This is a genomic window from Streptomyces sp. SPB074, from assembly GCF_000154905.1.
Taxonomy (GTDB): domain Bacteria; phylum Actinomycetota; class Actinomycetes; order Streptomycetales; family Streptomycetaceae; genus Streptomyces.
Map to the genome: position 1 here is coordinate 3,642,485 of NZ_GG770539.1, position 3,255 is coordinate 3,645,739.

Sequence of the window (3,255 nt, forward strand, 5' to 3'; positions counted from 1 at the left end):
CCGGGCGGCTTCTCCCGGGCCGGTTCGTGCAGGTCGCGGGGGGCACGGTGGCAGACGTGGGGGAAGGACAGGGCGCATCATGGGGTACGCGGTCCGCAGCGGTCCGCACATCCCGTGCGGGACGCGGGTGGGGCCGGCAGACCCGCTCCGGCGGCGGAGGTGAGAGCAGCGTGGTGAGGTGGGCATGGTGAAGGGGCGCGCGGTGGGCGCTGTCCGGGCGAGCGTCTGGCTCACGGACGCCGCGGCCCGGACACGTACCCGCAGGAGCGAGCAGCCTTCCGGGCTCGACCGCGAGCGGATCACGGCGGCGACGGTGCGGCTGCTCGACCGCGAGGGGCTCGCGCGGTTCTCCATGCGGCGCCTCGCGGGCGAGCTCAAGGTCACCGCGATGTCCGTGTACTGGTACGTGGACACCAAGGAGGACCTGCTCGAACTCGCCCTCGACGCCGTCGTCGGCGAGCTGACCTCGGGCTCCGAGGGCACCGAGGGCGACTGGCGGCAGCGGCTACGTGAACTCGCCCGCGCCTACCGCGCGATGATGGTCCGCCACCCCTGGGTGGCCCCGCTCATGGGCAGTTACCTCAACATCGGCCCCTGCTCGCAGGCGTTCTCGCGCCGGATTCGCGCCGTGCTGCTCGACTCGGGGCTCGACGCCAAGCAGCAACTCGGCGCGCTCTCGGCCGTCTTCCGCTTCGTCTACGGCTTCGGCGCGATCGAGGGCAACGTGATCCGCCGCTGTCGCGCCGCGGGCCACACCCAGGACGAGTACTACCGCGAGGCGATGGGCTCCATGGCGCGCCGTCCCGAGTTCGTGGAGTCCTTCGGCGACACCGAGGAGCTCTTCGGCCCCGAGGGCATGGGCGGTGGCGTCGCCGAGATGCGCGAGCGCGATTTCGCCTTCGCCCTCGACCTGCTCGTCACCGGCATCGAAGCGATGGCAAGGGAGACGGCCGCCACCTGAGGCCACGGGGCCACGGGGACGGGCGGCTCACGGGATACCCGGCCACCGGTCCACCGACTCAGCGGCCACCGGTCCACCCGCTCACCGGGGCGAGTGCTGACGCCCCCCAAGCCCCCAAGCCCGTCCCGCTCCCCGCCCCCGCCCCGCCTCAGTCCCCCTCCACCAGCCGTGCCGGGAAGCCGCCCGTCGCGACCGGGCCCCCGCTTTGTCGGCGTGACGCGGATGATCGACTTGCCCTGCTTGATCATCGCGGCCCGGGACTCGTCCCAGTCGGGGTGCTCGCCCGAGATGTTGCGGAAGTACTCGACCAGCGGCTCGACCGAGTCCGGGGCGTCGATGACCTCGGCCGTCCCGTCGAGCTGGACCCAGGGGCCGCCGAAGTCGTCGCTCAGGACGAGGACGCTCACGCGCGGGTCGCGGCGCGCGTTGTGCGTCTTCGCGCGTTCCGGGTACGTCGAGACGACGATGCGCCCCGCGTCGTCCACGCCGCACGTCAGCGGCGAGCTCTGGGGGGAGCCGTCGGCGCGGCGGGTGAGGAGGATGGCGTGGTGCCGGGGGCGTACGAAGTCGAGCAGCCCGGCCAGGTCCACGGTGGTGTTGGTCGCGACGGAAGGTGCCATGCCGGGAGCCTACGCCCGCCGCCCGGCCCGCCGCGTGGACCCGTCGCCCTCACTCCGCGCGTGCCGCGTGGACCCGTCGCCCTCACTCCGCGCGTGCCGCGTCCCCCAGCGCCCGCGCGTAGTTGCCCATGGAGCGCTGGTAGCGCGGCAGGTGCCGGGCGAGCGCGGCGACCGCCTCCGCCACGCCCTCGCGGGCGCGCCCCGCGTCGGCGAGCGCGAGGGCGAGCACGGCGGTCAGGGCGTCGCTCAAGTGGTCCTAGCCGTGGGCGCGTTCGGCGGTCAGGAGGCTGATGGACTCCTCCGGGTCGCCGAGCGCGCGCCGTGAGCTGGCGAGCTGGATGACCGCGCGGCGGCGCCGTTCGCCGGGCAACTCGCCGTGCAGCGCCTGCCGGTAGAGGGGTTCGGCTTCGTCGGTACGGCCGAGCGAGTCGCGGGCAGCGGCGCGTTCGAAGAGCGCGACGGGGTGTTCCGCGCCGAGTTCGGCGGCGAGCGCGTCGGTGCGGTCGAGGAAGTCCCCGGGCGCGAGCGCGTCGATCCGGGACCACAGCGCGGCGCTGCGGTCCTCCCAGTCCTGGGCGGGCGTGGCGGTCATGGTGGCGGTACGTCCTTCCGGAGGGGCGGTACGGCTCCGGGGCACCCGGCCGCGCGCCGGCGGTCACCGGACGCGAGCCGCCTCGTACCCGCGCGGCCCGTCACCGTACCGGTGCGGGGCGCCCTCGCGCGCGCGAAAAAAGCGCGCTCCCGCCGTGGCGGAAGCGCGCCCTTTCCGGCTGGTACCGGTCACATCTGGGGCAGTTCCGCTCCCTGGACCGCCTGGATGTCCAGCTCGACCCGCAGCGTCGTGCCGATCGCCGCGATGCCCGCCTGGACGACCTGGTTGTAGTTCATCTTGAAGTCCTCGCGGCGCAGTTCCGCCGTCGCGCGGAAGGCCGCGCGGGTGCCTCCCCAGGGGTCGGCGCCGGTGCCGAGGTAGCTGAGGTCGAGGGCGACGGGGCGGGCCACGCCGCGCATCGTCAGTTCGCCCTCCACCGTCCAGCGGTCCTGGCCGGCCGGGACGACGGCGGTCGAGCGGTAGCTCAGCTCCGGGTAGCTCTCCACGTCGAGGAAGTCGGCGGAGCGCAGGTGCCCGTCGCGCATCTCGTTGCCCGTGTCGATCGAGGTGGCCTCGATCGTCGCGCTCACCTGCGAGCGCGCGACGTCCTCGGAGACGTCGATCCGGCCGCTGAACCGCGTGAAGCGGCCGCGCACGCTGGAGATCCCCAGGTGCTGGGCGACCGCGCCGACCGTGGAGTGCACCGGGTCGATCGCCCAGGGGCCGGGCGGGGGCAGCTCGCTGCCGCCCTGGCGGGCGAGGACGACGGTCCCCGCCTCGGCCCGTCCGGAGACGGTGACGAGGGCGGTCGACGCGGCCGGGGCGTAGCCCACGGCCGTGACAATCACCGTGTACGGGCCGGGCCTGAGGTCCGTGGCGTCCTGGACGTCGCCGTCGGCGCCGGCCTGTGCGCGCAGCACCTGCGTGCCGGTCATGTCGGTCATCGTGACGACCGCGTGCGGTACCGCCCACCCGTCACGGGTGCGGATACGAGCGCTGAGTCCCATCCGGTTTTCCTTCTCCTTGCCCCCCGGGAGCACGCCCCCGGCGTCCGTACGACGAAATGCGGGCCCCGGTGCGCG

Annotated in this window: 2 protein-coding genes and 2 pseudogenes; 1 reads left to right on the top strand and 3 read right to left on the bottom strand. The window is 74.3% G+C overall.

Annotated elements, in window-relative coordinates:
• Nucleotides 1-184: 184 nt before the first annotated feature.
• The gene (locus SSBG_RS15030) at nt 185-961 is read left to right on the top strand and encodes a TetR/AcrR family transcriptional regulator (protein WP_199781372.1); all 777 of its coding nucleotides are present in this window, start codon (nt 185-187) and stop codon (nt 959-961) included.
• Between the two features lie 148 nt (nt 962-1,109).
• On the opposite strand, the pseudogene SSBG_RS31240 reads toward SSBG_RS15030, so the two are convergent.
• The 3 genes and pseudogenes from SSBG_RS31240 to SSBG_RS15040 form a co-directional block, all read right to left on the bottom strand.
• A pseudogene (locus tag SSBG_RS31240) lies at nt 1,110-1,581 on the bottom strand (PPOX class F420-dependent oxidoreductase).
• Nucleotides 1,582-1,663: 82 nt separating this feature from the next.
• Nucleotides 1,664-2,173, bottom strand: a pseudogene (locus tag SSBG_RS15035) (tetratricopeptide repeat protein).
• A gap of 188 nt (nt 2,174-2,361) precedes the next feature.
• Nucleotides 2,362-3,180, bottom strand: coding sequence for a YceI family protein (locus SSBG_RS15040; protein ID WP_008746962.1), 819 nt, complete (start codon nt 3,178-3,180; stop codon nt 2,362-2,364).
• Nucleotides 3,181-3,255 lie beyond the last annotated feature (75 nt).

What these genes read in the sequence shown, in the direction of transcription:
- SSBG_RS15030 (WP_199781372.1), top strand. Translation starts at nt 185, where the DNA reads ATGGTGAAGGGGCGCGCGGTGGGCGCTGTCCGGGCGAGCGTCTGGCTC.
- SSBG_RS15040 (WP_008746962.1), bottom strand. Translation starts at nt 3,180, where the DNA reads ATGGGACTCAGCGCTCGTATCCGCACCCGTGACGGGTGGGCGGTACCG.